The sequence below is a fragment of the Nocardia sp. NPDC004722 genome, from assembly GCF_053601505.1.
On record NZ_JBSGBY010000835.1, the window covers coordinates 1 to 2906 of the forward strand.

A 2906-nucleotide genomic window follows, 5' to 3' on the forward strand; every position below is an offset into this window, starting at 1 on the left:
ACCTCGCGCAGTTCGCCGAGGCCGCTCTGGCCGGGGGCGTCGACATCATCCAGCTGCGCGACAAGGGCTCGCTCTACAACTTCCCGCTCGACCTCTGGCTCGGGTACGAGGTGATGACCGCCTACACGTTCCTCTCGCGCGGCATGGCGGTCGTCGTCACCGACTATTACGGCCTCGGCACACCCGCCGTGCACGACTGGGTGAACCGGCTGTCGGAGGCGCACGCGGTGCTCGACGCCGCGCGCGCGGCCAAGCAGCTGCCCGGCACCTCACTGAGCCCCGACGCCCCGGTCGCCATCGCCGGATACTCGCAGGGCGGCGGAGGCGCTGCCGCGGCCGCCGAACTGCAACCCACCTACGCCCCCGAGCTCGACGTGCGCGGCAGTGTCATGGGCGCGGTCCCCGCGGATCTGCTTGCGACAGTGCGGTCGAGCACCATCGAGGGCGGCCCGTTCGGCACCGCCCGCCCGAGCGGCGCGGCCGTCGGCCTGTTCGGCTATATGGCCAATGGGATGGTCGCCGACTATCCCGAGGCGCGCCCGGAGATCGACCGCATCCTGAACGCCGACGGCAAGCGCATGCTCGCGGACGTCGCCACCACCTGTGTCGCCGAGATGGGTCTGCGCTACATGTATCGAGACTCCGCCTCGTTCACCAACTCCGGTAGGCCCCTCGGCGACGAGGTGGCGGATTCCCCGATCCTGCGGCGCATTGTCGAGGAACAGAACATCGGCAGCCTGACTCCCGGTGCGCCGGTGCTGATGTCGAGCTCGTCCACCGACGACGTCATCCCCACCGCGCAGGTCCGGCGGCTGGCGGCCACCTGGTGTGCCGCGGGCGCGAACATCCGCTTCAGCGAAACCGATTGGCTGCCACCGCTGTTGCCCTCCACCAACCTCGGCCACGACCTGGGAATGCTGCCCTACCTGGCCGAAGCGGCGGACTGGCTCAGCGCCAGATTCGCGGGGAAACCAGCCGAATCCACCTGCTCGATCCCGCCCTCCTGAACCGGGGGCGGTGGGCTAGCGGGGTGCGCTGACGCGCTGTGCGGCGAGTTCACCCGCCAGCGCCCAGGTTCGGCGTTCGGCGGCGGTTCCGGCCAGGTCGGTGCTGGCGAGGACGACTTCGGTCGCTCCGGCGTCGAAGTAGCGGCGGATGCCGGCGGCGACGGTTTCCTCGTCGCCGATCAGGGCCAGTTCGGCGGCGCGTGACGCGCCTTCCAGCTCGATGACCCGGCGATAGGACGGCACCCGCTCGTAGAACGCGAGGCGGTCGAGCGCGTGCGCGCGAACGGACTCGATATCGGTGGTGACCACGGCCGGGACGAACGCGACCACGCGTGGCGAGCCCGCGGACGCGCGGGTGACGGCGGGGACGATGTGCTCGGCCAAGCCTTTCGGACCGGCGAGGAACGGCAGGATGCCGTCGGCGAGTTCGCCGCTGACGCGCAACGCCTGCGGGCCCATCGCCGCCACCAGTACCGGTGGTCGCGGCTGCGCCCCGGGCACGGCGGCCGGCATGGGCGGGGCGGCAGTCAGTAGGTCACCGTGGAAGTCCGCGGTCCCGGTGTCGAGCAATTGGGTGAGCGCGGTGAGGAATTCGCGCAGGCGGGCGATCGGACGATCGAACGGGGTGCCGAAGGCACCGGAGACGAGGGTCGAGCCGACGGCCAGGCCCAGGTGGTAGCGGCCGTGGGTCGCGGCCTGCGCGGTTTGGGCCTGGGCGGAGACGATCAGCGGGTGGCGGCCGACCACCGGGATGGCCGAGGTGCCGACCTGCAATCCCGGCACTTCGCGGCCGACGATCGCGGCCAGCGCGGGCGAGTCGTAGTCCATCCGCTGCCCGAACCACACCGAGCCGACACCGTATTCGTGGACCGCCCGAGCGTGGGCCACGACCGCGTCGACATAGTTGTCCGCATTCGTTGCGGCGAGCGCAATTCCGAGAGTCATGCCCTGGGCAACCCGCGAACGTTCCCGGCTGTTCCCACAGCAGTGCGATGAAATCATCGCGAGCACAACACTTTTCATCGAATCCACACCCGGGTTCTGTCGCCGGAACGCGGGTCACGCGGGTCCTGCCTATACTGATCGCCAGTTTGGCGACCGTCCAGGAGGAATGCAGTGGGGGGCGATTGGCTGCTGGGCATCGCGTTCGGGACGACGGCGACCGCCGCGGCGGGGCTGGAAGTGACCGCGGGGCACGTGACTCCGATCCGGCTGCCCGGTGGGGTGGTCGCGATCCCGGCGGATCGGGAAGGGGCGGTATCGGCACTGCGAGCGGTTCTGCATGCCGCGATGTCGGCGCGCAGCGGACCGCCACCGGCCGGACTGGCGCTGGCATATCCGGACGAGTTGCCGCCCCACCACGTAGAGATGATCTCGCACGCCGCGGCAGCCCTGGGCTATCCGGCAAATCTCGTTCGGCTGATCCCGATTTCCGCCGCGGCCGCCCACAATTCGGCCGGATATCCCGACGACAACCCGGCCTCGGCGGCCGCCCGCGGCGCACTGCTCGCCGTGATCGGCCCGGCTCCCGCGTATCAGGCTCCGCAACAATCGGTTCCGCAGCGGAGCCAGGCACCGGTAGGTGCGACTTCTCCCGCGCGGCCGACCTGGATCTGGGTGGCCGTTGCCGCCGCCGTCGTCGTAATCACCGGTGGGGCAACGACAGCCATCGTCCTGACCAACAGCGGTGACGACACCTCCAACATCGCGACCGGTACTGCCACGACACGACCCACCACGTCACGCCCGACCACCACGACGATGCCCGCTACCGGTGCCCCGGCGACCACGCAACCGGATCAGTCGTCCCTACCTTTTAGCGGTCCGGCCCCGTAGGGTCCGGATGCCCCGGGAGGGGTGGGTATGGCTCTCAGTCGTCTGCCGATCGTGTGGCTCCCG

3 protein-coding genes are annotated in these 2906 nt (G+C 70.2%); 2 read left to right on the forward strand and 1 reads right to left on the reverse strand.

All coding sequences use genetic code 11. The features are described 5' to 3' along the window. A partial coding sequence (locus ACWELQ_RS42695; protein ID WP_452402679.1) for a lipase family protein occupies positions 1-1007 on the forward strand: 1007 nt, incomplete at its 5' end. Between the two features lie 15 nt (positions 1008-1022). Here the strand turns inward: ACWELQ_RS42695 and ACWELQ_RS42700 are convergent. Beyond that, positions 1023-1952 carry a TIGR03564 family F420-dependent LLM class oxidoreductase gene (locus ACWELQ_RS42700; protein ID WP_452402680.1) on the reverse strand — a complete coding sequence of 310 codons (930 nt, stop codon included), beginning with the start codon at positions 1950-1952 and terminating at the stop codon, positions 1023-1025. Positions 1953-2123: 171 nt separating this feature from the next. On the opposite strand from ACWELQ_RS42700, the gene ACWELQ_RS42705 reads away from it, so the two are divergent. After that, the gene (locus tag ACWELQ_RS42705) at positions 2124-2843 is read left to right on the forward strand and encodes a hypothetical protein (RefSeq protein WP_452402681.1); all 720 of its coding nucleotides are present in this window, start codon (positions 2124-2126) and stop codon (positions 2841-2843) included. Positions 2844-2906: the final 63 nt, after the last annotated feature.

What these genes read in the sequence shown, in the direction of transcription:
- ACWELQ_RS42700 (WP_452402680.1), bottom strand. Translation starts at nt 1,952, where the DNA reads ATGACTCTCGGAATTGCGCTCGCCGCAACGAATGCGGACAACTATGTC.